Annotated in this window: 25 protein-coding genes; 14 read left to right on the top strand and 11 right to left on the bottom strand. The window is 70.9% G+C overall.

Going from position 1 to position 23,787, the window contains the following annotated elements; genetic code table 11:
- Positions 1-47 precede the first annotated feature (47 nt).
- From KIS93_RS28190 to KIS93_RS28200, 3 genes are read right to left on the bottom strand one after another with little or no spacing between them, the layout of a single operon-like run.
- Positions 48-590: a hypothetical protein gene (locus KIS93_RS28190; protein ID WP_186404491.1), complete on the bottom strand. Its 543-nt coding sequence runs from the start codon at positions 588-590 to the stop codon at positions 48-50.
- Between the two features lie 43 nt (positions 591-633).
- Positions 634-2,457 carry an ABC transporter ATP-binding protein gene (locus KIS93_RS28195; protein ID WP_080044853.1) on the bottom strand — a complete coding sequence of 608 codons (1,824 nt, stop codon included), beginning with the start codon at positions 2,455-2,457 and terminating at the stop codon, positions 634-636.
- Positions 2,457-4,283, bottom strand: a complete 1,827-nt coding sequence (locus KIS93_RS28200; protein WP_080044852.1) for an ABC transporter ATP-binding protein — start codon at positions 4,281-4,283, stop codon at positions 2,457-2,459. Before KIS93_RS28200 ends, KIS93_RS28195 begins: the two co-directional genes overlap by 1 nt.
- A gap of 120 nt (positions 4,284-4,403) precedes the next feature.
- Between KIS93_RS28200 and KIS93_RS28205 the strand changes: the two genes are divergently transcribed.
- The 5 genes from KIS93_RS28205 to KIS93_RS28225 are packed head-to-tail and all read left to right on the top strand — an operon-like array spanning position 4,404 to position 8,790.
- On the top strand, positions 4,404-4,991 hold the full coding sequence (locus KIS93_RS28205) for an RNA polymerase sigma factor (protein WP_080044851.1): 588 nt from the start codon (positions 4,404-4,406) through the stop codon (positions 4,989-4,991).
- Between the two features lie 34 nt (positions 4,992-5,025).
- The gene (locus tag KIS93_RS28210) at positions 5,026-5,814 is read left to right on the top strand and encodes a zf-HC2 domain-containing protein (protein WP_080044850.1); all 789 of its coding nucleotides are present in this window, start codon (positions 5,026-5,028) and stop codon (positions 5,812-5,814) included.
- Positions 5,811-6,653 carry an ABC transporter ATP-binding protein gene (locus tag KIS93_RS28215; RefSeq protein ID WP_080044849.1) on the top strand — a complete coding sequence of 281 codons (843 nt, stop codon included), beginning with the start codon at positions 5,811-5,813 and terminating at the stop codon, positions 6,651-6,653. Before KIS93_RS28210 ends, KIS93_RS28215 begins: the two co-directional genes overlap by 4 nt.
- 11 nt (positions 6,654-6,664) lie before the next feature.
- The gene (locus KIS93_RS67635; RefSeq protein WP_155128972.1) at positions 6,665-8,122 is read left to right on the top strand and encodes a hypothetical protein; all 1,458 of its coding nucleotides are present in this window, start codon (positions 6,665-6,667) and stop codon (positions 8,120-8,122) included.
- Positions 8,113-8,790: a hypothetical protein gene (locus KIS93_RS28225; protein ID WP_155128970.1), complete on the top strand. Its 678-nt coding sequence runs from the start codon at positions 8,113-8,115 to the stop codon at positions 8,788-8,790. The genes KIS93_RS67635 and KIS93_RS28225 overlap by 10 nt, the downstream gene beginning before the upstream one ends.
- 68 nt (positions 8,791-8,858) lie before the next feature.
- Here the strand turns inward: KIS93_RS28225 and KIS93_RS28230 are convergent, their stop codons facing one another.
- The 3 genes from KIS93_RS28230 to KIS93_RS28240 all read right to left on the bottom strand — a co-directional run bounded on the left by KIS93_RS28230 (position 8,859) and on the right by KIS93_RS28240 (position 11,496).
- Positions 8,859-9,512 (bottom strand): maleylpyruvate isomerase N-terminal domain-containing protein, encoded by a 654-nt coding sequence (locus tag KIS93_RS28230; RefSeq protein WP_080044847.1) that lies wholly within the window; start codon positions 9,510-9,512, stop codon positions 8,859-8,861.
- 68 nt (positions 9,513-9,580) lie between these two features.
- Positions 9,581-10,888, bottom strand: coding sequence for a hypothetical protein (locus KIS93_RS28235; protein WP_246005375.1), 1,308 nt, complete (start codon positions 10,886-10,888; stop codon positions 9,581-9,583).
- Positions 10,889-11,088: 200 nt separating this feature from the next.
- Positions 11,089-11,496 (bottom strand): hypothetical protein, encoded by a 408-nt coding sequence (locus tag KIS93_RS28240; protein ID WP_080044846.1) that lies wholly within the window; start codon positions 11,494-11,496, stop codon positions 11,089-11,091.
- 123 nt (positions 11,497-11,619) lie between these two features.
- Between KIS93_RS28240 and KIS93_RS28245 the strand changes: the two genes are divergently transcribed.
- A complete protein-coding gene (locus KIS93_RS28245) occupies positions 11,620-11,796 on the top strand; it encodes a hypothetical protein (RefSeq protein ID WP_155128968.1) in 177 nt (58 codons plus the stop codon).
- Between the two features lie 21 nt (positions 11,797-11,817).
- Here the strand turns inward: KIS93_RS28245 and KIS93_RS28250 are convergent, their stop codons facing one another.
- Complete coding sequence (locus tag KIS93_RS28250) at positions 11,818-13,041, bottom strand: serine hydrolase domain-containing protein (RefSeq protein WP_080044845.1); 1,224 nt, start codon at positions 13,039-13,041, stop codon at positions 11,818-11,820.
- A gap of 150 nt (positions 13,042-13,191) precedes the next feature.
- Positions 13,192-14,646, bottom strand: coding sequence for a serine hydrolase domain-containing protein (locus tag KIS93_RS28255; RefSeq protein ID WP_230465761.1), 1,455 nt, complete (start codon positions 14,644-14,646; stop codon positions 13,192-13,194).
- A gap of 247 nt (positions 14,647-14,893) precedes the next feature.
- On the opposite strand from KIS93_RS28255, the gene KIS93_RS28260 reads away from it, so the two are divergent.
- Positions 14,894-16,096 carry a helix-turn-helix domain-containing protein gene (locus KIS93_RS28260; protein WP_080044843.1) on the top strand — a complete coding sequence of 401 codons (1,203 nt, stop codon included), beginning with the start codon at positions 14,894-14,896 and terminating at the stop codon, positions 16,094-16,096.
- 27 nt (positions 16,097-16,123) lie between these two features.
- Here the strand turns inward: KIS93_RS28260 and KIS93_RS28265 are convergent, their stop codons facing one another.
- A complete protein-coding gene (locus tag KIS93_RS28265) occupies positions 16,124-16,675 on the bottom strand; it encodes a hypothetical protein (RefSeq protein WP_080044842.1) in 552 nt (183 codons plus the stop codon).
- Between the two features lie 159 nt (positions 16,676-16,834).
- Between KIS93_RS28265 and KIS93_RS28270 the strand changes: the two genes are divergently transcribed.
- From KIS93_RS28270 to KIS93_RS28280, 3 genes are all read left to right on the top strand, one after another.
- Positions 16,835-17,068, top strand: a complete 234-nt coding sequence (locus KIS93_RS28270; protein ID WP_080044841.1) for a hypothetical protein — start codon at positions 16,835-16,837, stop codon at positions 17,066-17,068.
- 209 nt (positions 17,069-17,277) lie between these two features.
- Positions 17,278-19,113, top strand: a complete 1,836-nt coding sequence (locus KIS93_RS28275; RefSeq protein ID WP_186404493.1) for a DUF6571 family protein — start codon at positions 17,278-17,280, stop codon at positions 19,111-19,113.
- Positions 19,114-19,124: 11 nt separating this feature from the next.
- Entirely contained in the window at positions 19,125-19,661 is a 537-nt protein-coding gene (locus KIS93_RS28280; RefSeq protein ID WP_155128964.1) for a hypothetical protein, read from the top strand.
- A gap of 4 nt (positions 19,662-19,665) precedes the next feature.
- Here the strand turns inward: KIS93_RS28280 and KIS93_RS28285 are convergent, their stop codons facing one another.
- Together KIS93_RS28285 and KIS93_RS28290 are read right to left on the bottom strand one after the other, a co-directional pair.
- Positions 19,666-20,862: an MFS transporter gene (locus KIS93_RS28285; RefSeq protein WP_080044838.1), complete on the bottom strand. Its 1,197-nt coding sequence runs from the start codon at positions 20,860-20,862 to the stop codon at positions 19,666-19,668.
- Between the two features lie 4 nt (positions 20,863-20,866).
- The gene (locus tag KIS93_RS28290) at positions 20,867-21,751 is read right to left on the bottom strand and encodes an MBL fold metallo-hydrolase (RefSeq protein WP_080044837.1); all 885 of its coding nucleotides are present in this window, start codon (positions 21,749-21,751) and stop codon (positions 20,867-20,869) included.
- Positions 21,752-21,905: 154 nt separating this feature from the next.
- Here KIS93_RS28290 and KIS93_RS28295 point away from each other — a divergent pair, with 154 nt between their 5' ends.
- The 4 genes from KIS93_RS28295 (at position 21,906) to KIS93_RS68425 (ending at position 23,644) form a co-directional block, all read left to right on the top strand.
- A complete protein-coding gene (locus KIS93_RS28295) occupies positions 21,906-22,334 on the top strand; it encodes a MarR family winged helix-turn-helix transcriptional regulator (protein ID WP_080044836.1) in 429 nt (142 codons plus the stop codon).
- Between the two features lie 130 nt (positions 22,335-22,464).
- The gene (locus KIS93_RS28300; protein WP_080044835.1) at positions 22,465-22,971 is read left to right on the top strand and encodes a GNAT family N-acetyltransferase; all 507 of its coding nucleotides are present in this window, start codon (positions 22,465-22,467) and stop codon (positions 22,969-22,971) included.
- Between the two features lie 142 nt (positions 22,972-23,113).
- Complete coding sequence (locus KIS93_RS28305; RefSeq protein ID WP_080044834.1) at positions 23,114-23,491, top strand: DUF5753 domain-containing protein; 378 nt, start codon at positions 23,114-23,116, stop codon at positions 23,489-23,491.
- 18 nt (positions 23,492-23,509) lie between these two features.
- Entirely contained in the window at positions 23,510-23,644 is a 135-nt protein-coding gene (locus KIS93_RS68425; RefSeq protein WP_329607667.1) for a DUF397 domain-containing protein, read from the top strand.
- Positions 23,645-23,787 lie beyond the last annotated feature (143 nt).

Raw genomic sequence — 23,787 nt, forward strand, 5'->3', positions numbered from 1 at the left:
GCGGAGACGCGCCACATCTCCAGGTGAGCGGCCTCGAAAAGCCGTCGTCAGTCGGGCTGCCGCCAGTACGCCGCAGAAGCGCTGCCGTGCTTGACCACCTGCGGCAGCGTCTCCTCCGCCGGCCAGATCTGCAGCAGGTAGTGATCGATGGGCCCGTTCGACAGGTCCGCGTCGTCGGTCGCGTCGTCCATCCCCCGCGCGTGGTACCGCAGCCGGTACCACCCGGGCCCGGCGGGCAGCTCGGGCAGCTCGTGCCCGGGCCCGCCCCACTCCCGCAGCTCGAACCTGCCGGACTCGGATTCGATGCTGATCTCCACGACGTCCTCGAAGCCTTCGACGTCCGCCCCGGGATCGCGGTCAGCCACCGCGACCGTGAAGTCGACCGTCCCGGTGTGCAGACCGGTGACGAGGAACGCGTCCCCGCCCTCGACGCGGACGATCCCCACAGGGTGGGTCGGGTGATCGTCCGGAATGCCCTCGGGGCCTTCGGCGTCGTCGGTGCAGTCGACCAGGTACGCCTGCCGGTAACTGACATGAAGGTCGATGTGGGTGGCGTGCACGGTGGCGGATAACCCGCTGGATTCGCTCATGACGGCAGAGCTTAGGGCAGGCGGCCGACAATCCGGGCGCCGCTCAGCCGGAGCTGACCGGCACGAAGCCCGTCCCCGCCCGGTAGTTGGGTGACTGGTGCCGGAAGTAGGTGTTGTAGACCTGGCAGTATCGCCCGCCCTTGGCCAGCAGCGTGGCGTGGTCGCCCTCCTCCACGATCTGCCCGTGGTCGAGCACGATGATGCGGTCGACGTGCTCGATCGTGGACAGCCGGTGGGCGATGACGATCGACGTGCGGCCGGCCAGCACCACGTCGAGCCCTTCCTGGATCTGTGCCTCGGTGAGCGGGTCGACGCTGGCGGTGGCCTCGTCGAGGACGACGATCGCCGGGTCCTGGATGAGCAGCCGGGCCAGGGCGACGAGCTGGCGCTGCCCCATCGACAGGGCGCGGCCGTGCTCGCCGACGTCGGTCTCCAGGCCGCCGGGCAGGGCGTCGATCCAGTCGCCGCCGCCGACGGCCGACGCGGCGGCCAGCACCTCCTCGTCGGTGGCGTCGGGGCGCGGGTAGCGGATGTTGTCGGCGACGGTGCCGCTGAACAGGAACGGCGCCTGCGGCACGGCCCCGATCTGGCGCCGGTAGCTGCCCAGCTCAAGGGTGCGGATGTCGCGGCCGTCGATGAGCAGCCGCCCGTCCTGGAACTCGTAGAAGCGGGTGATCAGCTTGCTGAGCGTGGACTTGCCGGCGCCGGTGTGCCCGACCAGCGCCACGCTCTCGCCGGCTTCGATGACGAGGTCGAAGCTCCGGAGTACGGGCTGCGCCGGGTCGTAACCGAAGGTCACGCTCTGGAACTCGATGCGGCCGGCCAGCCGCCCGGCCGGCTGGGCGTCGCTCTGCACGACCCGCGGCGGCGCGTCGATCAGCGCGAACACCCGCTCGGACGCCGACAGCCCCTGCTGGAACTGCGACCAGAACGCGGCGATGGACGTCAGCGGGAACCAGAAGAGCGACACGCCCTGGAGGAACAGGTACCAGTCGCCGGCCGACAGCCCGCCCGTGACGACGTTCGCGCCGCCGAGCTGGACGAGCGCGACCGTGGCGAGCCCGGCCACGAGGAAGAGCACGGGGAAGATGGCGGAGAAGACGAACCCCTGCCGCAGCGTCACCTGGTAGCTCTGCTGGTTGATGGGCCGGAACTCGTCGTAGACCTGCTGCTCCTGCCGGAAGTTCTTCGCGACGGCGATGCCGCCCATGGTCTCCTGGAGGTTGGCGTTGACGCGGCTCAGCGAGCGCTGGGCGCGCCGCGTGCTGAGCCGGGCCAGCCGCCGGAACAGCAGCGCCAGCCCCACCACGACCGGCACCACGAGCAGCGTCAGCAGGGCCAGCTCGACGCTGCGCGCGAACAGCAGCGCCGTCACGAAGCCGACCATCAGCACCTGGCTGATCAGGTCCATTGTGAGGGTGGAGACGGTGGCGAAGTCGTCGGTGTCGGACGTCACCCGGCTGACGATCCGGCCGGACGGCGTCTCGTCGTAGAAGGACAGGTCGCGCTCCAGCACCGCGTCGAACGCGTCTTCGCGCAGGCGCAGCACGACGTCGCCGGTGACCTTGGCGCTGTTCTTCTGCCGGACGTAGTTGAGGCCCCACGACAACACGCCGGTGGCCAGGATGCCCGCCGCCAGCAGCCAGCCGACCTCGCCGATGGTGCCGTCGGCGATGGCGTCGACGGCGAGGCTGCCGAGCGTGGGGATGACCGCCTGGGCCGCGGAGCCCAGCACGATCATGGACGCCACCAGCACCATCGCGCCCAGCTTGGGCCGGAAGTACGACATGATCCGGCGCAGCAGGTCGCGGTCGTTGTAGGTGCGGTCGTAGTCTTCGGCGTCGAGGCCGTCCATGAGGAAGCCCATCAGCGCACCCCTCCCTGCTCAGCGGCCAGGACCGGCTCACCGGCGAGGTCGGCCTCGTCGTAGTGGGCGAACACGCGCCGGTAGAGGCGGCTGCGCCCGATCAGCTCGTCGTGCGTGCCGAAGTCGGCCACCTGGCCGCGCCGCAGCAGCAGCACCTTGTCGGCCCAGCGGATCTGGGAGAGCCGGTGGGTGATGAGCAGGGTGGTGCGCCCTTCGAGGATGCGCCCGATGGCCTGCTGGATCCTGTCTTCGGTGGCGGAGTCGATGGCGCTGGTGGAGTCGTCGAGCACGAGGATGGCCGGGTCGGTCAGCAGCGCCCGCGCGATGGCCAACCGCTGCCGCTGCCCGCCGGACAGCGTGACGCCGCGCTCGCCGATCACCGTGTCGTAGCCGTCGTCGAGCTCGTCGATGAACTCGGCGGCCTGCGCGTCGCGCGCCGCCCGCTCCACCGCCTCGCGGTCGGCGCGCTGCCCCTTGCTGAAGGCGATGTTCTCGGCCACGGAGCGGGAGAACAGCACGATGTCCTGCTCGATCGTGGAGATCTGGGAGCGCAGCGAGTCGAGGTCCCACTCGCGTACGTCGACGCCGTCGACGAGGATGCGCCCCGAGGTGACGTCGTAGATGCGCGGCACCAGCTTGGTCAGCGTGCTCTTGCCGGAGCCGGTCTCGCCGACGATCGCCACCGTCTCCCCCGGCCGCACCGTGAACGACACGCCGCGCAGCGCGGGCTCGCCGTCGTCGTCGTAGCCGAACGTGACGTCCTCGAAGACGATCTCGCCGCTGATCGGCGCGGCGTGCCCGTCGGCACGCTGCTCGATCTCGCTGTCGGAGGTGATGATGCTGAGGATCCGGCGCGCGGACACGATGCCGATCTGGATCAGCGAGAACGTGAAGATGGACATCTGCGTCGGGAACCCGAGCATGCCCATGAGCCCCATGAACGCGACCAGCTCGCCGATCGTGATCGCCCCGACGCTCTGCAGGTAGAGGCCGTGCCACAGCCCCGCCGCCATGGCGAACGCGAACAGCAGCGTCGGCAGGTAGCGCGCCTGCACGAGCCCGTTGCGGACGAACGAGTCGCGATAGCGCCGCGCGTTGGCGCGGAAGCGCAGCCGCTCCTGCGCCTCCTGCGCAGTCACCTTGATCACCTCGATGCCGCGCACGGCCTGGTTGAGCCCCGCGTTGAGCTCGCCGAACTCCTCCCGCATCCGCGTCGCGACCGGGTTGAGCTGCCGCATGTAGTGCCACAGCGCCACCACGAACACCACCGCGAAGATCCCCGGCGCCAGCAGCAGCCGCGGATCGATGGCGGCGATGAAGAACAGCGGCACCAGCCCGGTCAGCCCCGAGTCGACGATGAGGTCGGCCCCGGGCGTGATCATGATGGAGAGCTGCCGGATGTCGTTCGCCGCGCGGGCCATCAGGTCGCCGACCCGCTGCCGGTTGTGGAAGGTCTGGCTCTTGCCCAGCAGGCTCACGTACAGCTCGTCACGCGCGTCGCGCTCCAGCCGCTTGGCCAGCACCTCGCTCGACAGCCGCGCCACCAGGTCGAACACCCCGCGCGCCACCACGATCGCCAGCAACGCCCACGCGATCAGCCCGAGCGCGTCCATCGGCTCGCCCCGCACGCCCAGCACGGCGTCGAACGCGTCGCCGGTGAGCTGCGGCACCAGCGCGTTGAGCACCACCATGACGACCGACCCGCCGAGGAAGCCGAGCAGGTGCAGCGGGTGACGGCGCAGGTGCGACCAGAGCCAGCGCGCGGGGCCGCGACGGTTGGTGCGCGGCCCGGCGACGGAGAACTCCGAGCCACTGGTGATCGACATGCTCAGGCCCCTTGCTAGGTGGAACCTGCTTTGTATCACCGGCCACCGACAGTTTTCGAACCCTTTTACGTGAGGGCGCGGCGCGAACCGGATCCCGCGCACGCGGCGATAGACAGAGACGTGAGACCCTCCGACCTCTGGCGCAGGCGCGCGGCGGACCCGCCGGCCGTCGACCCGGACAGCACCGACGCCGAGCTGCTCGCCGCCGTGGCCGCGCGCAGCACCGCCGCGCTGCGCCTGCTCCACCAGCGCCACGCCCCGTGGCTGCGCGCCAGGCTGTCCAGGCGCTGCGCCGATCCGGACGTCGTGGACGACGCCTTGCAGGAGACGTTCCTGGCGGTGTGGCGATCGGCGGGCCGGTTCGACGGCGGAAATCCGGCGGGCTGGCTGTGGACGATCGCCGTCCGGCGGCTGATCTCCGCGTTGCGCGGCGGCGGCGCCCGCTGGATCGGCACCGGCGCCGACCCCGACGGGCACGCGGGCCAGGTGACCGGGTCCGCCGAGGAAGCCGTGCTGCTCGGCGTGGAGCACGGCGACCTCGGCACCGCACTGAACAGGCTCTCCCCCGAGCTGCGCGCGGTCATCGAGGCCACCGTCCTGGACGGCCTCACCACCAAGGAGGCGGCGCACCTGCTCGGCATCCCCGAAGGCACGGTCAAGTCCCGCGCGGCGCGGGCCAGGGCCCGGCTGCGCGAGGAGCTGTCATGACGACCGCGCGTATCCGCCCTCTTGAGGAGCTGTCATGACGAACTGGCACATTCCGGATGATCTGCGCGAACGCTACCTCGCGGGCACGCTGCCCCCCGCCCCCGCGATGTCCGTGGAGGCCCACCTCGAACGGTGCCCGGCCTGCCGGGCCGCCATCCCGTACGAGCGGGAATGGCTGGAGACGTCCTGGCAGCGGCTGGAGTCCCGGCTGGCGGGGCCCCGACCGAGCCCGGCCGAGCGGTTCCTGCGCCACGGCGGCGTCCCCGACCATCTCGCCCGGCTGGTGGCGGCCACGCCGACGATGAGCAGGGCCTGGCTGGCGGCGGTGGTGACCGCGCTGACGTTCGCGGTGCTGGCGGCGCGGGAGGCGCCCGAGCTGATGCCCGTGTTCCTGGTCATGGCCCCGGTGCTGCCGCTGGCGGGGATCGCGCTGGCGTACGGGCCGCGCGTCGATCCCGCGCACGAGCTCATGGCCGCCACGCCGATGGCCGGCCCCCGCCTGCTCCTGACCAGGGCGGTGACGGTGCTGGCGGTCGCGACCGCGCTGGCCGCGCTCGCCACGCCGCTGCTGCCCGCCCCGCCAGGATTGAGCGCCGCCTGGCTGCTGCCTTCGCTGGCGGCCAGTTCAGGGTGCCTGGCCCTGTCCCACCGGCTGCCCGTGCCGATCGCCGCGCTCGCCGTGGGCGGGCTGTGGCTGGCCATCGTCGGCACGGGCCTGCTCGTCAGCGGCCCGCTGGCCGCGTTCGGACCCCTGGCCCAGCTCGGCTACGCCGGGGTCGCCCTCCTGCTCATCCTCCGCATCCGTAAGGCGAGCGTTTCATGATCCAGATCAACGGCCTGACCAAGACGTACGGCGGCCGGCCCGCCCTCGACCACCTCGACCTCACCCTGCGCACCGGCGTCACCGGCCTGCTCGGCCCGAACGGCGCCGGCAAGACGACGCTGCTGCGCTGCCTGGCCACCACCCTGGCCCCCGACTCCGGCTCGGTCACCGCGTTCGGCCTGGACCCGGCGAGCCCCTCCCAGCGCACCGCGCTGCGCCGCCGCCTCGGCTACCTGCCGCAGGACCCGGGCTTCTACCCGCACTTCACCGCGTTCGACCTGGTGGACTACGTGGCCATCCTGAAAGAGCTGACCGACCGCGAGCACCGGCACGCGGAGGTGCGCCGGGTGCTGGCCGAGGTGGACCTGACGGGGCAGGCCAGGACGAAGGTACGCAAGCTGTCGGGCGGCATGCGGCAGCGGCTCGCGCTGGCCCAGGCCCTGCTGGGCGAGCCGGACCTGCTGATCCTCGACGAACCGACCGTGGGGCTCGATCCCGAGCAGCGGATGTCGTTCAGGGCGCTGGTCTCGCGGCTCGGTGAGAGCCGTGCGGTCGTGCTGTCCACGCACCAGACGGAGGACGTGGCGGCGCTGTGCGAGCGGGTGATCGTGCTGCGCGGCGGCCGGGCCGTCTTCGACGGCACGCCGGGCGAGCTGGCGCGGGTCGCGGACGGGCAGGTGTGGCTGTCGGCGGAGGCGCCGGCGACGTCCCGGATGTTCTGGCGCACGGCGGACGGCCGCTACCGGACGCTCGGCGACCGGCCGCCCGCCGCCGAGCAGGCGACGCCGGGGGTCGAGGACGGCTACCTGATGCTGCTCGGAGAGGAGGTGGCGGCGTGACATCAGGCGACGTGAGACCGACCGTGGACGCCCGGCGAGCCGGCGTGACGTGGGCGTTGTTCCTGTTCGAGACCCGCAGGCTGGCCCGGCACCCTCTCGTGTGGGGCGCGACGGCGCTCGTGCTTGCCCTGCAGACCTACCTCGGCCACGACCGCCGGCCGCATCTGGGCGTGGACCCGGTGCACGCGACCGGCCTGTCCACCTGCCTGGGGGCGGTGGTGCTGATCGTGGCGAGCCTGGCCGCCTCGCGCGACGGCCGCCACGGGATGCCGGAGAGCCTGTCGGCCCTGCCGGGGCGGGCCGAGCACAGGACCCGGGCGATCCTGCTGGCCACGCCGCTCGTCGCCGGCCTGGCGGCGGCCGTGGCGGTCGGCGGGTACCTCGCGATCAGGGTGCTGAGCGGCCCGGTGGCGGGCCGGCTCGACGTGTGGGAGCCGCTGACCGCCGTGGCCGCCGCGATGCTGGCCGCCACGCTGGGGGTGGCCGTCGGACGGTGGGCGCGGTGGCTGGTCGCGGGGCCGATGGTGGCGGCCGTGCTCGGCTACCTGATCTACACGAACCCGCAGCACGGCTCCGCCGGGTGGCTGCTGCCGGTGATGCAGGTGCACGAGGCCGACTGGGCGGACCGCCCGTCCGCCATCCACCTGCTGTACGTGCTCGCGCTCGCCGCCGGATGCGCGGCCGTCGCGGCGCTGCGGCACCGCGCCCGGCTCGTGCCCGCCCTGGCCCTGGTGGCGGCGCTGGCCGTCGCGGTGCCCGCGGGGGCCGCCGCGGCGTCGGAGCCGCCGACCCCGAGGCCGAAGCCCGGCCTGCAGACGATGGAGGACGTGGACCCTCGGGTGCGCGAGCGCTACTTCGGCCCCGACGCCTACCGCTGCGAGCGGCGGCAGGGCATCACGTACTGCGCCTACCGGGGGTACGAGCCGTGGATCCCGCTGTGGGAGCAGGCCGTGCTCCCGGCGGCGAACGCGCTGCCCGCCACGCTGCGCGCCCGCGTACCCCGCGTCCAGCAGCTCACCAGTACCTGGATGCACGGCGCCGACCTCGACACCTTCATGATCCGCCCACCGATGACGTGGGGCCACCCGGACCAGCGCGCGATCCTCGCGCGCGAGGTGGCGGTCTGGGCCACCGGCCTGCGCGGCGGACCGGCCCCGAGCCGGATGTGCGACGCGGGCGGGCAGGCCCGCACGCTCGTGACGCTCTGGATCACCGGCCAGGTCTCGCCGCCCGAACTCCCTCGCGAGCACCATCTGGACGACAACCACGGCCAGCTCTTCCTGGCCAGATGGGGAGCCGCCGAGGTCGACTACGCCAAGCGCCTGCTCGCCGTCCCCGACGCCCGCGAGCGCGTGCACGCCCACTGGGCCACGCTGACGAACCCCGCCACGACCATCGACCAGGCCCTCCCGCTGCTCGGCCTGCCCCGAACGCACGACACGCCCCAAGGAGCGAACCCATGTCCCTGACCATGCCCGCCGGGCTGGCGACGACCGTGCCCCGGACCAGGTGGCACGCGGCCGTCCTCCTGATCCGCCCACTCGCCAAGGCCATCGACTGGGGCCCGCTCGCCCTCGTCACGGCCTTCGTCGGCGGCCTGCTCTCCCTCACCCAGGCCGGGCAGCCGCTGTCCGGCCAGGACGCCCTGCTGCTCATGCGCGTCGCCGGCACCCTGCTCGGCTCGGCCGCCGCCTTCGCCCTGGTGGACGCCATGTCCGCCGACCTCGGCGCGGCGGCCGTCCCGCGCTGGGTGCGCCAGTCGCTGCGCTGCCTGCTGGCGGGGGGCGCGGCGGTGGCGATCTGGCTGGCCGCGTTCGCCTACGCCCTGACCCGGCTCCCCGACGGCGCCCTTTTCCCGGTCGGCGACCTGCTGATCGAGATGGCCGCCTGCCTGGGCATCGCCCTCGCGGCGGCGGCCACCGCCGTCCGCCACGCGCCCGGCCGCCAGGCCGCCATGGCCGCCGTGGTGGTGCAGCTCGGCCTGGTGCTCGCCACCATCCTGCTGCCGGACCAGGTCCGGCTCTGGCCGCCGACCTGCGGTTTCGGCTACTGGGACCAGGCGCACCAGCTCTGGCTGGCGCTGCTGCCGATCCCGTACGCGTGGCTCGCCCTGGCCCTCCGCGACCTACGCCGCTGACCTGAGAGCAACGCCGCGACCTCGGCATCAGCGCCCCCGAGCCGGGGACCGGTGCCGCGGGCCCGGGATCAGCCCAGCACGAGGGGCAGCCGCCCGGCCAGCTCGCCCAGCTCGGCCCGCTCCTTGGCGGTCGCCTCCCGCCGCCCGGTGCCGACCAGCAGCGCGTCCGTGTCCGAGAACGACGCGGGGAACGCGGCCCCGGCCAGCTTCTCCAGCGTCGCACGGGAGTGGGCCAGCGCCTCGGCGGACGGCCCGGCGACGCCCGGCAGGTGGGCGATCAGGTCGAGGTGGTGCAGCGTCCACTCCAGGACGTACGCGGACAGGTAGTCGCCCACCGTGAGAACCTGCTCCTTGGTCCCCACCCGGGCGGCCGGGTCGGCGAGCTCGGCGGCGCGCCCGGCGGCCGAGCCGACGTCGTCGAGGTGGAACTTGAGCAGCCGCGGCTCCTGGTAGGCGGCGGCGAGCCGGACGGTCAGCGCGTCGAGCGGGTCGTCGCCGGTAGGCGGCTCGACGAGGTCCCAGTACGTGACCGCGTCGCGGGTCGGCTCCCTGTCTTCGGGAGTGGCGAGGGTGATCAGCACGTCCTGCGCGTCGATGACCAGGTGGCAGGCGAGGTCGCGGATGAGCCAGCCGACACACCCGGACGGCCGCTCGAAGTCCTCGTCGGGCAGCTCGGCGACGGCCGCGCGCAGCGCCGCCCAAGACTGTGAGAAGAGATCCACCTCGGCACGCTAACAGGGCGCGCGACCGGCATGCGAGCGAGTTCCCGATGCCGCGAACGACCTCCATGTCATGATCCGTGACCGCGCTCACGCCGCAACGCGAGCGCGGCCGCCAGGCACGCGACCGGGATCGCCGGCAGCACGTACCGGTGGTCGAAGTCGAGCGCGGCCACCGGCGCGACCAGAAGGAACATCGCGAACGACCACGGCAGCAACGCGACCCTGCGCCCCCGCCGCAGCGCGCCGACGCCACCGGCCACCAGCAGCACCCCGAACGCGGGCCCGTGCAGCGGCCACGGGTACGGGTAGGCGGCCAGCACCGACGCGAACGGCTCCACGGAGCGCATCCCGCGGATGTCCTGGTCGTACTCGCGGCGGACCTTGCCGATGAGGGCGTGCTGCTCGGGCAGCGGCCAGGAGCCGCGCGGGAACGTGGTGTGCGCGCTCACGCGCCGGGGGTGGGCGACGGGCTGCCAGGTGAAGGCGAGCGAGGTGTCCCGCGCCACCTCGCGCAGGTAGTCGAGCGGCTGGGCGGTGATCGCGGCGATGGCGAACGATCTGGCCAGGTCGTTGTGGGTGAACCGGTCGCCGGGCAGGCGGTTGAGCGAGGAGCCGGGGTCCCAGACGTACTCGGAGGCGGCGTCAAGGACGGTGCCGTTCGGGCAGAGCGGCGCCAGGCCGGGTGGCGGCTGGATGCGTGAGCAGTCGGCGAAGGTCATGGTGCGGGCCCAGAGGGCGACGCCGTCGGAGCCGCTCAGGGCGAACCGGCCGTGGTGCTGGGCGTACCAGCCGGCGTAGGCCAGCAGCGGCAGCCCGCCGGCCAGCGCGAACGCCACGACCCGCCGCCACGGTGTGCGGCGCGCCAGCAGGAAGATCGCGGCCGGCCCGAGCAGGGGGACGGCGGCGGTGCGGGTCAGCCCGGCCAGCGCGAGCAGCAGCCCCGCCGCGACCACGGCCCTGGCGGAGGGTCGCGCGCCGGGCCGCCACAGCAACGCCAGGAGCGCGGCCGTGACGAGGAAGATCACTTGCAGGTCCGACAGGACGGCGTGCTCCAGCCGGACGAAGGACGGGTCGAACAGCACCGGCACCGTCGCCGCCGTGGCCGCCCAGCCGGGCGACGACCAGCGGCGCAGCAGCGCGTACAACATCACCGCGACGCCGAGCCCCATCGCGTGCTGCACCCCCGCCACCAGCTCCACGCTGCCCAAGGGGCGCAGGGCCCACAGGAACCACGAGTACCCGGCGGGGTGGAAGGCGCCCGGCGGCCTCATGTGCACGGCCGTGTCGAGGTAGGTGAACGAGTCGTACCAGTAGAGCTGCGCGGTGTCGTACCCGAGCATGACCAGCACGCGCAGTGCGGCGGCCAGGACGAGCACGCACCCGAACACCCGATGCCCCGAGAGGCCGCGGCCGGAGGCGGCCCGCGCACGCGCGCCCGGGCCAGGGTGGCTGTCACGGACTTTCCCCCCGTGGAGCGGGCCGGGTTTGTCCCGGCCGTCGGGGAGGTAGTCCAGCGCGCGGGCCATAACCCGGCCGTCACCGGAAGCGGTTATGCCCGCGTTATTCAGGTTCGCGTTCAGGCGGCGTCCAGGGCCGCGGTGATCTTGCGGATCATCTCGGCCAGCGTGGGGCTGGGCGCGCCCTGGTGGGTACGGGCGGCGGCTTCGACGGCGACGAGGACGGTGCGGCGGAAGTTCACGGCCTCGGCCGGGTCGTTGCTGTTGAGCAGGCGCATGGCCGCGGTCAGGGCCGGCAGCACGATGTCGGCGAGCTCGGCCACGGACTTGCCGCGCAGGTTCACGCCCTTGGGCCACTCGGCGAGCACGTGCCCGGTCAGGCCGGTCGCGGAGGCCAGGGCGACGGAGCCGTGGGTGGCGGCCCGGTGAGGCCGGCCGGCGGCGTCGGCGGCGGCCATCAGCGAGACCGTGCCCCACGCGGCGGTACGCATGGTGATCTTGTCCTGGGGGGTCAGGGTGAGGGACATGGCGGGGGTGCTCCGTTCCGTCTGTGATGTGCTGGTGTGTGGTACTCACCTTCGCCGACCGCTCTGATACCGGGCCGCCGCCGCCCTGACACGACCCTGATCGCGGGCCCTCTCGATTCGGGCATGAGCGTCACGGCGGCCAGGGCCTTGCGCCGCTCCGCCTCGTCCATGAACACCGTGATCATGATGGGCAGGTTGGCGGGCGTGATCAGCGAGCCGCCGACGCCCATCGCGACGCGGGCGGGCGATCAGCTCACCAGGAGTGGTGGCGAGCACGCTGAGGCCGGGCCGCCCGGGTGAGTTCGGGCGGCCCGCCGGGCGTCAGTCCTCGATGGCCTGGTAGATGGTGGTCCAGAAGTCGCTCATCAGGTGGGCGGGGTTGGGGACGGAGTAGCCGAGCTGGCAGAGCAGGATGCCGGTGAGGTCGTTGGCGGGGTCGGCGTAGGCGGAGGTGCCGCTGCCGCCGTCCCAGCCGAACTGGCCGACGGGGGCGTAGTCGCCGCGGTAGGTGCGCACCGCCATGCCCATGCCCCAGCCGCCCTGCTGGCCCTGGCCGAAGGAGATGTGCACGTTGTTGGTGGCCAGCTCGGTGCGGGCGGCGTTCTGCTCGGGGGTGAGCCGGTTGGTGGTCATCAGCTCGACGGCGGGCCTGGACAGGATGCGGCGGCCGTTGTGGGTGCCGCCGTTGAGCAGCATCCGGAAGTAGGCGTGGTAGTCGTCGGCGGTGGAGACCAGCCCGCCACCGCCGCCCTGGAACGCCGGGGGCTTGCTCCAGCGGCCGTTCTCCGGCTCGTCCCAGACCAGGAACTCGCCGGTGGCCGGGTCGGGGGCGTACAGGGTGGGCAGGCGGTCGATCTTGTCGGCGGGGACGTGGAAGGCGGTGTCGTGCATGCCCAGCGGCTCGAAGATGCGCTCGCGCAGGAAGTCCTCGAAGCTCTGGCCGGTGACCCGGGCGACCAGCACGCCGGCCAGGTCGCTGGCCAGCTGGTACTGCCACTGCTCGCCGGGGTGGTACATCAGCGGCAGCTCGCCCAGGCGGCGCATCCACTCGTCCGGCTCGGGCACCTCGACCGGCAGGTTGGGGGTCAGGCCGGCGGCGAAGACGGCGTTCATGATGGGCTTGCCGAGGGCGGTGAAGTCCATGCCCAGGCCGAAGGTGGAGGTGAGCACGTCGCGGACGGTGATCGGGCGGCGGGCCGGGACGGTGTCGTCGAGCTCGGCGTCGGGGCTGCGCAGCACCTTGCGGTCGGCCAGCTCGGGCAGCCACTGATCGACGGTGTCGTCCAGCCGCAGCCGGCACTCGTCCAGCAGCACCATGGCGGCGGCGATGGAGACGGGCTTGCTGGTGGAGGCCATCCGGAAGATGGTGTCGCGGCTCATCGGCGCGCCGCCGTCGTGCCGCATGGTGCCGATCGCCTCGACGTGCGTGTGCCCGCCGCGGCTGACCAGAGCGACCAGGCCAGGGATCTTGCCGGAATCGACGTGCCGGGTCAGCACCTCACGCAGCCGGCGCAGGCCCGTCGCGGTGAAGCCGTTGACGCTCATATCGGTCTCTCTTTCGGTGGTGGTGATGTTCCGGCGAGTGCGTTCCTCGCCGCCGAACCCCTTGATGGCCCCAACCTTCGCCGGCGGCCCTGATACGAAGCCGTCGCCGCCCTGACACCGTCGCTGACATGCGGCGGCGGCCTTGGGTGCTCACTCCTGGCCGAAGACTTCCTGGACGAGGCGCTGGTTGGCCTGCTGGAAGGCCGCCGCCATGGACAGGTCGCTGTCGTCGACGTAGTTCAGGGCCGCGGTCAGCACGGTGCCGCCGTCGGGGGTGGCGTACATGAGGGCGGCGTGGCCGGCGATGCCGCCGTTGTGCGTGATCAGCGTGCCGCCGCCGGGCGCCGGCTGCACGAACACCCCCAACCCGTAGCCGGCCTTCGCCTCCGGGGTGAACATCTGCGCCAGCAGGTGCGTGGGCAGCAGCCGGCCGGTGACCAGCGCGTGCAGGAACGTCTGCAGATCCCGCGTGGTGGAGATCATGTCGCCGCCGCTGGAGATCCATGACGGGTTGTGCTCGCTGACGTCCACCGTCTGCTCGTCCAGCCGGTAGTAGGCGTGCGCGTACGGGGCCGGCAGGCCGGTCTGGGTGGTGGGTTGCACGGTGCCGGTCAGGCCGAGCGGGGCGAGGATCCGGCGGTGCATCTCCTCGGCGACGGGGTGGCCGGTGAGGCGTTCGATGAGCAGGCGGGCCAGCACGTAGTTGGTGTTGCTGTAGCTCCAGTCGGTGCCCGGCGCGAACCGGGCCGGCTGGGCCAGCGCCACCTTCACCAAATCGTGCGGGGTGTAGGTGTGGAAGCGGCGCTCGACCCATTCCCGGCCGGCCTGGGTGGCCGGGATGCCCGGCACGAAGGTGCCGTCCTCGAAGTACTCGCCGGTGAAGTTGAACACCCCGCTGGTGTGCTGCAGCAGCATCCGCACCGTGATCCGCCCGTCCAGATCGAGTTCGGGCAGGTAGCCGGCCACCGGCGCGTCCAGCTCGATGCGGCCCTCGGCCACCAGCTGCAACACCAGCGTGGCGGTGAAGGTCTTGGTGTTGCTGCCGATCCGCACATGCCCGTCCACCGGCGGCGCCTCCGCCCCGCCCAGCTCGGCCGCGCCCGCGCTGCCGGTCCACTCGCCGCGCTCGTCGCGGACCCGGACGGTCACGCCGACGATCCCGGCCTCGACCATCTCCTGCATGACCTTCTCAAGCTCGGGACGGCCGGTCTCGAGGGATTCGGTGATCTTGCGGGCCATCTCGGTCATCGTCGGGCTGGGCTCACCCTCTTGGCTGTGGAGGGCGGCCTCGACGGCGGCCAGCACCGTGCGGCGGAAGTTGCCGGCCTCGGCCGGGTCCACCCGGTTGAGCAGGCTCACCGAGGCGGACAGCGCCGGCAGCACCTGGTCGGCCAGCTCGGCCACCGTCCTGCCGTACCTCACACCCTTGGGCGCCTGGGCCAGTACATGCCCGACCAGCCCCGTGGCGGAGGTCAGCGCGATCGAGCCCTCCGTACCAGCTCTGTGCGCCGAACCGGCCGCGCCTGCGGCCGACATCAGCGAGACGGCACCCCAGCCGGCGAGGCGGAGGGTGTGCTGGTCCTGGTCGGTGAGGGTGATGGACATGGTCGTGCTCCTTCAGACGTGAGTCATTCGGGCCGGCGTTTGTCTGTCCGGCTCCGTCGAACGAGACCAACCGTACGGTCTTGCCAAACCTTTGGCAACTAATTGCCAAACAGATTTGCCAAGCTGTCCATCACCTCTCCATTAGCCTTGGCAATAACTTGTCTAGATGTAGGCAAGTGGGGTAAGCTCGGGTATGACGTACCCCCTTGGACGTCGGACGTCGTCACCGCAACCCGGGAGTCCGGACATGCTCGAACAACCAGTCTTCGGCCGCCGGCTCAGGCAACTGAGGACCGAGCGGGGCCTGACGCTGGCCGCGCTCGCGGGTGAGGGCATGTCCACGGGATACCTGTCCCGGCTGGAGTCCGGCGCGCGTCAGCCCACCGAGCGGGCCGTCGCTTACCTGGCCGAGCAGCTCGGCATCAGCCCGGCCGAGCTCACGCAGTCCACAGGGACGTCCCTCGCGCAGAGCCTCACGCTCGCCACCGGCTTCGGCCAGGACGAGGCCGCTCAGACGCTCAGCGAAGCCCTCAAGGCTTCGGAGGGTGAAGATCCGCTGCTGCGCTGGCAGGCGCTCTGGCAGGTCGCCGAGTGGCACGGGCGGCGGCAGGAGTACACCGAGCAGCGGGCGTGCCTCGACGAGCTGGCCGAGCTCAGCACCCGCATCGGGCTGCCCGAGCTGCAGGCCAGGGTGCTGGCCGAGCTGTCGCGGTGCCTGCGCAGCACCGGCGAGATCACCGGTGCGGTCGACACCGCGACCCGCGCCTACGAGCTGACCAGAAGCGAGGAACTGCCCGCCCGCGTCCGCACGGCGACGCTGATCGCCCTGGTGTCGGCGCTGGCCGAGGCCGGCCGCGTCCCCGACGCCGCCCCCTACACCGACGAGCTGCTCACCTTGACGGAGCAGGGATCAGGGCCGCAGTGGGCGCAGGCCCTGTGGACCGTCGCGAGCCTGCGGATCCGTCAGGGCGAGGTCGACACGGCCGGGAAGCTGATGGACCAGGCCATCGCCGGTTTCGACGGCCGCGACGACCTGACGTTGTGGATGCGGCTGCGCATCAGCTCGGCCCGGCTCGCCCTCCTGACCGACCCGCCCCACACGGAGATCGCTCAGCAGCGTGTCGAGGAGGTGCAGGCGGCCCTGCCGTTCGGGGGCACGCCGACGGTCGAGCAGCAGCTCCTGGCCTTGCGCGCCCGCCTCGCGGTCATCACCGGCCGTCCCGCGGAGGCGCGCGCGATGCTGGAGCAGTTGGCGGGCTTCGACGACCTGCTGACGTTCCAAGACCGGATCAGGCTCGACGTGCTGCGCAACCGCGTGCTGCTCCTGGAGGGCAAGCAGGAGCCGGCGCTCGACGGGCTACGCAAGCTGGCCGAGCAGGCTCAGCAGAGCGGCAACATGGACCTGGCGGCGGAGATCTGGCGTCTCATCGCGGAGTCGCTGGCGAAGTAGCTCACAGCTCGGTTGACGAGGCGCCGCTCACAACTTCTCGCGCAGCCGCAGATACTCGCGCCCCGCTTTCGTGATCCTGACATACCGCGTGAGGTCGAACTCCTCGTACGTATGCCCATGATCTTCGCGAATCGCGTTGAGCCCCCGCTGCGTATCGACCGGCTCCACGAACGCCATGGCGTCCAGCCGTTCCAGCTCCAGCTGCAGCTTCCCGTCCTGCCGGAACCGCGCGGGCACCGGCCCTTCACCGGCCAGCCGCCGCAGATGGTCCCACTCGTACTTGGTGACCAGCCCGCTCAACGCCACCTGCAACGCCCGCAGCTCCGATTCCAGCACCCGCTGCCTGGCCTCGGTCCTGTCCAGCCGCGCGCTCACCCCTCCCGCGCCGATCGAGAAGTCGGTGATGGAGTACGACGAGGCCGCGAACCACACCCCGGCCAGCAGCGCCGCCGCCAGCGCCACCTCGTGCACCTCAAGCCGGTGCGTCACCAGGCCGAGCGGGATGCCCGCCAGATAGACCAGGTAGACGATCGTCAGCAGGATCGCGAGGAGGATCGTCCCGATGCGCCACGCCTTCATACCCGCAGTGTGCGACCCCCGGCTTCCCGAGAAAAGCACCGCCCCCGGCCGGCCTCGGCGTTCTTCATGCCGCTTCGGTGTACGACCCGGCGAATCGCGCCCGCGCTGGTTACCCTTCGTAGGGTCCATCCGCCCGTCGGCAGCCGCAGGGGTCCCAGCATGGCGACGCAGGAGCAGATCAACGCCGCGCGCCGGCAGATCGAGCAGCTGAACGATCAGCACAACGGCGACATTCGCGGGCTGATCCACCTCATCGACTCCGGCGCGATGAAAGGCCCCGCCGCCGACAAGCTCCTGAACGACGTCCGAGCCTGGGACCAGGCGTACAAGAGCATCTTCACCCGTGCCCTCAGCCTGCTGGACACCCTCCACCCCGACAGGACCGGCCGATGAGCCCCGTGCCCCTCGGCATCGACCCGGCCTTGATGACGCAGCTCATCTCCTTGATGAAGCGGCTCAGCACGAGCGTCCCCGAGGTGGGCGCGCAGGTGGACAAGGCGCTGAGCACCGTCCAGCTCAGTCTGTACGGCCCCGGCACGGCCCGCGACATCGGCCACCAGATCAGCACGAAGGTCCCCGACCTGCAACGACGCCTCGACCTCATGCTGGCCGCCGAAAAGGCCACGCTCGGCAAGTCCAAGTCCCTCTGGGCCGACGAGTCGGCGTGGCTCTCCGACACGCCCGCCGCCGGCGCCGCCACGGCCAAGCGCCTCGCGGACGCCCTGCGTACCGCCATGAAGAACGGCACCATCGACCCGCAGACCCTCGCCGAGCTGCAGAAACACCAGAACGACCCGTACTTCGCCCTCGCGTTCGCCACTCAGCTGCCCCCGCGGGAGCTCAAGCAGCTCCTCACCTCGCTCTACCGCCGCCAGACCACCGTCACCGGCTCCGACCCGGAAGCGATCGCCCAGCTGGACAAACTGTCGGCCGCCCTCAGCACCACCCTCGCCACCGCCTCACGAGGCGCCGGCGACATGAAACTCCCCAAGAACTACGCCGACCAGCTCCTCCAGCACCTCGACACCCCCGAAACCGCGTTCGCCCTCAACAAGCTCCTGCGAACCGGCACCTTCGACGACACCTTCCTGCGCGAGATCGCCACCAAGGTCTACGACTTCGAGCGCGAACAACCCCAAAGCTCCCTGTACTGGCGCAACCTCATGGCCGCCACCCAACCGTCCAACGACCTCCCGGCCGCCTACAAGGACCCGATGGCCGCCGTCGCCGCCGCCCTCGCCCACAACCCCCGCGCCGCCCAGGACTTCTTCACCGACCCGCAACGCAAACCGCTCGACTACCTGATGCGGGAACGCGTCTGGTACGAGGCCACCGACAGCGACCTCGGCCACGCCCTCGAAGCCGCCACGACCCGAATCCGGGATCATGATCTGCCTCCTGAGCAGTCACGCGGTTACAAGTCGGCGTTGATCGCGTCCTGGGCGATGCGCTTCTGGAGCAACCCGAAGGTCCAGGACAACCTCCGGAACACGCGGCAGAGCGTGGGCAACATCTTGAGCTCTTACATGGGGGACCTGAACCGCACCACGATGGATCGGCTCGCGCACAAGGCAGGGGTGGTCTCACGTGACCCCGACACCAATCTCGAGGGCACGCAAGCCTACGGAACCTCGCTGGACCGTGACGGCATCAAAGGCGTGATGAAGTGGGCCTTCGCGGATCCGGGCGTGTTCAAGACGGTGGTGACGGCGCAAGGACAGTACAGCCTCGATGTGCTGAACGAACGGGCCGCGAAGCTTTCGGAGCAGAATCGCGCCGACTTCGAGGAGTGGCGCAAGGCTCATCCGCATGCGACGACCGCCGAGCTCAACGACCAGCGGCAGGAAATCCTTGAGAAGCGGATGACCAGCTCCGACGGAGCGACCTTCAGTCAGACCATCGAAAGACTCAGCCGCACCTTCTACATCGTCACCGAGGCGGGGAACATCGCCAACATCACGAAGGCCGATGAGCATGACAAGATGTTCGGCGCGTTCAAGGAGGCCATCACCAGCGTGGCCGACCTGGTTCCCGGCCCTCAGGGGAAAATCGCCGACCTGCTCTTCGACAAGACCAAAGCGCAGGTGTACGGCCAGTTCGTCGGTGAGCAGGGGACGGTGGCACGCAGCCAGGCCAAGTCGACCACCGGCCAGACAATCGACATGTTCACCGACATCACGGCGGACGCGATGATGCGGCACGGCCTTTTCGGTGACGGAGAAGTTCCCGCGAGGACCCATCCGTATGCGTCCCTGAACTACCCGCGAGGTTCGGCAGGCGACTTCATGAACGGCGGCGAGATCATCCCGTGGAGCAAGATGACCGAGGAACAGCACGAGGCGTACACGGAGTGGGTTACCCATCCAGACATCGGAGCGGTGTTCCGCGATCCCTCCAACGCCGTGAACGACGGTTTCAAGTACGCGGGCGGCAGCTAAGGACCAGGCGGATGAGAAAATCCCTCCCAGCAGTGCTGATGGTGGTGACGCTGGCCGGCTCGGCTTGTTCCTCCTCGCCTCCTCCTGACACGCGCCCCTTGGGCGATGTCACGGCGCAGCCACAGGAGTGCGGCCTGATCTCCAGGCAGGCCATCGCCCGAGCCATCGGCCTGGACGATTTCCTCGCCTCGGGAAGCCGACCGGGAGAACGCTTCGACCGCTGCATCGTCAGCAAACCGCAGAGCGACGAGCCGGGAGCAGAGCTGTCGATATCCTTCGACGATCCGTCGGCCCTTTCCCTGGATGAGCTGGAAAGCACCAAGCAACACGACCGTGGGGTGGATCTGCCGACCGGCCTCGGGCCCGGCTACACGGCACAGTATGAGGGCAAGAAGGGGTTGAGCACCTACGCCTACGCCTGGACTCCTGACGCTCGCCGTCGCTTGTCCATCTACATCACCCCAGGCGCCCCAGGACGGGACCACCGGGCGGACGCCATCGAATTCGTCCGCCAGCTCAAGCCCATCCTGCTCACCCCCTCCAAGTAACCCGTCATCCCACCTTCCGCAGCAGCATCGCCCCGCCAGCCATCGCGCCTGCCGCGGCGGCGGCAGCCACGGCAGCAATGAGGGCGGTAACGGGGAACCCGAAGGCGCTGGACAAAGCACCGAAGGTGAAGGGAGCGATGGTGGCCCCCGCGTAGACGCCGACCTGCACGGTGTGCCCCGCCTCCTCACTCCGTCCAGGCACAAGCCGCAGCGTGGTGGCGAGCAGAAGCCCGGTCCACCCCCAGCCCGCGGAAAAGGCCAGAATCGCACCGGAAACGAACATCGCCGGCGTCCCGATCGCGATCAGTGCCAGCCCGAGCCCTCCAGTGAGCATCATCATGACGATCACCGCCGAGTTGCGGTGCGGAGCCCGGTCGGTGAGGGCGCCCGCGATGATCCGGACGGCGATGGCGAACAGGGCGCTGAGCGACAGCAGGTTGCCCGTGACGATGGTGCCCAGCCCGGCGTGGGTGCCCAGTTCGACGAAGTACGTGGCCACCGCGTTGTTGCCGGCGGCGGAGAGCGCGGCGGCCAGTGCCCAGAGCCAGAGCACCCGCCCCACGGCCCGGCGCTGGTCACCGGCTTCCTTCGGCCTTGCAGGCTGTGGGCTTTCGGGTGTCCGGGCCAGCGGGGCGAGCGCGGCCGGAACGAGCGCGGCGATGCCGGCGACGAGCAGCGCGTTCCGCCAGCCGTGAGCCGGGAGGACCAGGGCGACGAGCAGGCCGGGAACGAGGGCGCCCGCTCCCAGCGCCGCGCCGATCATGCCCGCGGCCAGCGAACGCCGATGTTCGGGGACGCGTGCCGCGATGAGCCGCCCCGCCACCGGCTGGACGAGCGCGTTGCTCAACCCGCCCACCAGCAGGACCGCTGTCAGCGTCCCGGCCCCGTTCACCCGGGACGCCACCATCATGACCGCCGACGCGACCAGCGCCGTGCTGGCGAGGACGGCGGGGACCGGTAACCGCGCCGCCACCCGCTTGGCGACGGGCGAGCCGAGGGCGGTGGCGGCGTAGAAGAGGCTCATCGCGAGGCCGACGGTGTTGCGGGAGATGTGCAGGTCCGCTTCGATCGCCGGGGCCAGCGCCGCGACGGTGAACCCGGGCATGCCCGCGACGGTCGCGGTCAGCGCGGTCGCGGCGATTCCCGGCCAGTGCCGTGCGGGTGAGCGGACGGGCAGGCCGGGGGTGAGGGTCGTGGTCATGGGTTCAGACGTTCAGGGGGTGCCAGGCGGAGCCGGTGCCGTCCCGGCGGACCTGCCCGAAGACCGCGTCGGCGAAGTGGATGCCGAAGCCGATCGTGTCAGGCTGCTCCAGCTCGGCGACGAGCCGGCGACGATGCTCGGCGGACTGGGCGGGATCGTGGTCGTAGAGGCAGGACCATTCGGGATGATCCACCTGGATCGGTGAGTGCAGGGCGTCGCCGAAGGCGATCAGCCGGGTGCCGCCCCCGGTGATGACGTACTGCGTGTGCCCGGCCGTGTGACCACCCGTGACCTGGACCCGTACGCCAGGAAAGATCTCCTGCCCGTCCGCCACCGTGCGCACGCGCGGCGTCAGCGCGGCGGCCTCCTCCTCGCTGATGCCCTGCGCGAGCAGGTCCCGCTGGTCCCATTCCGGCTCGGCCACCAGATATTCGGCCCGCGTGAACACGGGCCGGCCGCTCGGAGTGAGATGCCAGGCCCAGCCGAGGTGGTCGATGTGCAGGTGCGTGAAGGCCACCGCCTCGATCTCTTCCGGCTTGCGCCCGAGCTCGGCCAGGCTGTCCAGGAGCGCACCGCCGTGAACGGCCCCGTTCGGGCTCTCGGGCTCGGCCGGCAGCGACACCGGCCCCCACCCCGCGTCGATCAACAGCGCGCGGTCGCCGTGCTCCACCAGAAGACCACCGATGCTCGCCACAAGATGCCCGGACGCGTCGAGGTACTGGGGGTGGGCGGCCCAGGTCTCGTGCGTGGTGTCCGGCAGCCAGCGATGCGGCCTCCCCTGGATGGCCCCGTCCGGCACGAAGGACACCCTCGTGTCACCCAGTTGCACCGAGCTGATCCCTGCTGGCCGCTGTAGCCGTTCGTCCTGGTCAACCGTGGTGTTCGTCATGGTCGCATTCCTTCCAGAAGCCATCGCCGCGTCCCTCGCCGGCGACCCGGCCACCATAAGCATCAAGCTTGAAGCAGTCAAGCTTGAACTATGTTGACTAGAACCATTAAGACTGAAAAGGTGCTGGCTTGATGGAGTTGCTACGATGAGAGGTATGACCATGTCCCCGGAGCCGCAGGCCGTCGCCGAGCGGGAGCTGTGCGGCCTGGTGAACGGCTTGGCCCAGCAGATCGCCGTGCACGTACGCGAACGCGCGGTCACCCTGGGCCTCACCGCCGCCCAGGCGACCGCGCTGCGGGAGATGACCGGCCCCATGACCATGCGCGAGCTGGCCGAACGCATGAGCTGCGAGCCCTCCAACGCCACCTTCATCGTCGACAAGCTCGAAAAACAGGGCCTGATCGAGCGCCGCGCCCACCCCACCGACCGCCGCGCCAAGCAGCTCGTCCTCACCCCGGAGGGCACCACCCTCCGCGACCGGCTCCTCGAACTCCTCGTCCAGGACTCCCCCCTGGCCGGCCTCAACGCCGAGCAGCAACGCACCCTTCAGCAGCTGCTCGAACAGGCCATCGTCCGTTCCTGAGCCGACACTCGAACCCTTGCCGGGCCCTCCCGGATGCGCCGATTCGGGCTTCACTTTCACCCTCATCGCCGCCGGGCCACCATACTGATCACCGCGCCCATCACCCGGCCCGGAAAGGGACAGCACATCCATGACGCGGCTCGACCCTGCCGAAATCACCGCCCTGTACCGCCGCTGCTACGCCGACCCGCCCTGGTCGGAGTCCCCGGAGCAACTCGACGCCTACCCCGATCGCCTGGCGGAAGCCATGAAACGCCCCGGCTTCGCCGCATGGACCGAACACGACCACGAAGGGCGATTGGTCGGCGTCTGCTACGGCTGGCCGACCCCCGCCGACCTGTCAGGCAACCGCATCTATGACGTGCTCAAGCACTCCTTCGGCGCATCCGCCCTGTCCAGGATGATCGCGGGCTCCTTCGAGGTGGTCGAGCTGTTCGTCCACCCCGAGGCCCGCGGAAAGGGAATCGCCTCCGCGCTGCTGACCCAGGCCATCGCCGGCTGGCCCAAGGCCTGGCTGATCACCTCTCCCCAAGCGCCGGCCGCCAAGCTGTACCACCGGCTGGGCTGGCGGGAGGCCGGCCCGCTCCCGGGCGAGCCACCGCTCGCGCTGTACACGTTCGAAAGTGACAGCACGTAGTGAATCGTGCGGAGGGGCGTGACGCCGCTGTTGCTGAGGCTCACTCCCTGTCACGGTCTGCGACGGAAACCAGCATCCGCGTAGAGGATCCCGACGAGCGGGTCAACCGCTGGGTCGAGTTCCGCCCCTCCGCCAGGAGATCTTGACCACCGACGGCCCTCACTTCTCCACGGTCCTGGATGAGTACGTTCTCCACCGCCCCGTCGGCGGACCCGGAATCATGCGCGACCAATTGGCCCATCTCAGCAGGTGCGCCTCCGCCTCCAACACCGAGATCTGCATCCGTCCACTCTGTGTTGGCGCACATGCCAGCCCGGGCGGCGCCTTCCGCATCTTCCGGCTCCCAAAGCCCTTTCCAGTCCTCGCCTACGTCCCAACGCCAGCCGATGCGATCTACGTCGAGGGCGATCCCGCCGACAGGCTTGAGCTGAAATATGACCGCATCCGACACCACACGCTCAGCCCAGATGACTCGCTCAAGCTGATCGCCGCGGTCGCGCAGAGCCTCGCGGACGCCTAGGGACGGAGTCACTCGATCATGACCGCCCCTGAGATCGCCTGGCACATCAGCAGCTACAGCGCCGACGGCGGCGGGAACTGCGTGGAGGCCGGCCCCCTTCAGGATGGGTCTGGACGGGTAGCGGTCCGCCACACCAGCTCCAAGGCGATGTGATCATCGACACCAAGGCGGAATGGCAAGCCTTCCTGGCGGAAGTCCGTTCAGGAGAGTTTGATTTCTTCGACTGATTGCCGTCAGGGTCGGAGCTCTCCCCTCCGCAACATTTTCAAGGTCATATCCACCATCACGGACGAGAA

It is taken from the genome of [Actinomadura] parvosata subsp. kistnae (genome assembly GCF_900323885.1).
In the GTDB taxonomy this organism is placed as follows: domain Bacteria; phylum Actinomycetota; class Actinomycetes; order Streptosporangiales; family Streptosporangiaceae; genus Nonomuraea; species Nonomuraea composti.